General features: G+C 66.5%; 1 protein-coding gene and 1 pseudogene. Both read right to left on the reverse strand.

The genetic code is table 11. From position 1 onward, the window contains the following. Positions 1-1,776: Clp protease N-terminal domain-containing protein (locus tag EOA33_RS32365; RefSeq protein ID WP_127407474.1), on the reverse strand; the 1,776-nt coding region annotated here is incomplete at its 3' end. Positions 1,777-1,998: 222 nt separating this feature from the next. Then, positions 1,999-2,435: pseudogene (locus tag EOA33_RS32370) on the reverse strand (hypothetical protein); the annotation flags it as partial.

The following is a 2,435-nucleotide window of genomic DNA, read 5'->3' on the forward strand; positions in this document are numbered from 1 at the left end:
CTGCAGCCCGGCGCGGGCGCGGCGCACCGCCTTGGAGACGGCCTGCACCGCCTCGCCCTGGCCGACGACCCGCTTGCCGATCTCGTCTTCCATGCGCAGCAGCTTCTCGCGCTCGCCTTCCAGCATCTTGTCGACCGGAATGCCGGTCCAGCGCGACACGATATGGGCGACGTGGTCGGGCGTGACCACCTCCTCGACCATGCCGGCCTTGCCGTCCTGCGCCTCGGCCTCCTTCAGCTTCTTCTCCAGCTCCGGGATCTTGCCATAGGCAAGCTCGCCGGCGCGCTGGAACTCGCCCTTGCGCTGGGCGATGGCCAGTTCGTTGCGCGCCTCGTCAAGCTGCTTCTTGAGGTCGGCGGCGAGCCCGAGCTTCTGCTTCTCGGCCTGCCATTTCGAGGTGAGCTCGGTGGACTCCTCCTCCAGCCCGGCAAGCTCCTTTTCCAGCCTGGCGAGCCGGTCCTTCGAGGCCTCGTCCTTCTCGACCTTGAGCGCCTCGCGCTCGATCTTGAGCTGCATGATGCGGCGGTCGACCTCGTCCAGCGCTTCCGGCTTCGAATCGACCTGCATCCTCAGCCGCGAGGCGGCCTCGTCGACAAGGTCGATCGCCTTGTCCGGCAGGAAGCGGTCGGCGATGTAGCGGTTGGAAAGCGTCGCCGCGGAGACCAGCGCCGAATCGGAGATGCGCACCTTATGATGCTGTTCGTACTTCTCCTTGAGGCCGCGCAGGATAGAGACGGTGTCCTCCACCGTCGGCTCGTTGACGAACACCGGCTGGAAGCGGCGGGCAAGCGCCGCGTCTTTCTCGACATGCTTGCGGTACTCGTCGAGCGTGGTCGCGCCGACGCAGTGCAGCTCGCCGCGCGCCAGCGCCGGCTTCAGAAGGTTGGACGCGTCCATGGCGCCGTCCGCCTTGCCGGCGCCGACCAGCGTGTGCATCTCGTCGATGAACAGGATGATGTTGCCGGCGGCGGCCGTCACCTCGTTGAGCACGGCTTTCAGCCGCTCCTCGAACTCGCCACGATATTTGGCGCCGGCGATCAGCGCACCCATGTCGAGCGCCATCAGCTGCTTGTCCTTCAGCGATTCCGGCACGTCGCCATTGACGATGCGCAGCGCCAGGCCCTCGGCGATCGCCGTCTTGCCGACGCCCGGCTCGCCGATCAGCACCGGGTTGTTCTTGGTGCGGCGCGACAGCACCTGGATGGTGCGGCGGATCTCGTCGTCGCGGCCGATGACCGGATCGAGCTTGCCGGCGCGCGCGTCGGCCGTGAGGTCGCGCGCGTATTTCTTCAACGCGTCATAGCCCTGCTCGGCGTTGGCCGAATCGGCGGTGCGACCCTTGCGGACATCATTGATGACCTGGTTCAGCGCCTGCGCGGTCACGCCGGCCTTGGAGAGGATGTCGGCGGTCTTGGCCGACTTCTCCATGGCCAGAGCCTGCAGCAGGCGTTCGACGGTGACGAAGCTGTCGCCGGCCTTCTTGGCCAGCTCCTCGGCGGTCGAGAACACCTTGGCCAAGGGCTGCGCCAGGTAGAGCTGGCCATTGCCGCCTTCCACTTTGGGCATGGCCTCGAGTGCGGCCTCGACGCCCAGCTTGATGTCGCGGACATTGCCGCCGGCGCGCTCGATCAGCGATGCGGCCAGGCCCTCGTCGTCATCGACGAGCACCTTCAGCATATGTTCGGGGGTGAATTGCTGGTGATTGCGCGAGAGTGCCATGGTCTGGGCGGACTGGATGAAGCCGCGCACGCGCTCGGAATATTTTTCAAGATTCATATCTGTCTCCTTCCATCACCGGCCCGCTTTGCGGCACCGGATCTGATTACGGTGACGGACCCGCCCATTCGAGCCGGATCCCTGTTCACGCGAGATATGGTGCGTAGCTCCCAGCCTCTCAAGACGCCTTGATATCGGTCAAAGGATAAAATTCCAGGCATGCGGAAACGAAAACGGCGGAGATTTCTCCCCGCCGTTGATGGACCTGAAGACAGGACTCGATCAGTTGTTGACGTCGGCAATGACCGGGTCGTTGGCCGCGCCTTCGGCCGGGGCCAGATTGTCTTCGGACGGCGCGGCACTGGCTTCGGCAGGCGCCGCGTTCACCCCTTCGGTGCCCGCATCGCCGCTGCCGGCTTCGGCCTGGCTATCCGTCTGGTCGGCATTGGCTTCGTCGGCATTGCCGCGCGAACGGCGTGGACGGCGCGGACGGCGCGAGCCGCCATTGTCGGCGGCCGCTTCGTTGCGCTCTGCCTGGGCCGCGAGGGCCGCCGGCGAAAAACTGTCGAACAGGGGCGCCTGCTCGGCCACGGTCGGCTCCGCCTGGGCGGCGGCTTCCGGCAGCGCCGGCGCCTCGTTGCGGCGGTTCTGGTCGAAGCGCTGGCCGCTATGCTCGCCGCGCTGGCCATAATCGCCGCGCTGGCCGTTCTGGCCGTAGC

Source organism: Mesorhizobium sp. M4A.F.Ca.ET.050.02.1.1, from assembly GCF_003997725.1.
GTDB lineage: Bacteria > Pseudomonadota > Alphaproteobacteria > Rhizobiales > Rhizobiaceae > Mesorhizobium.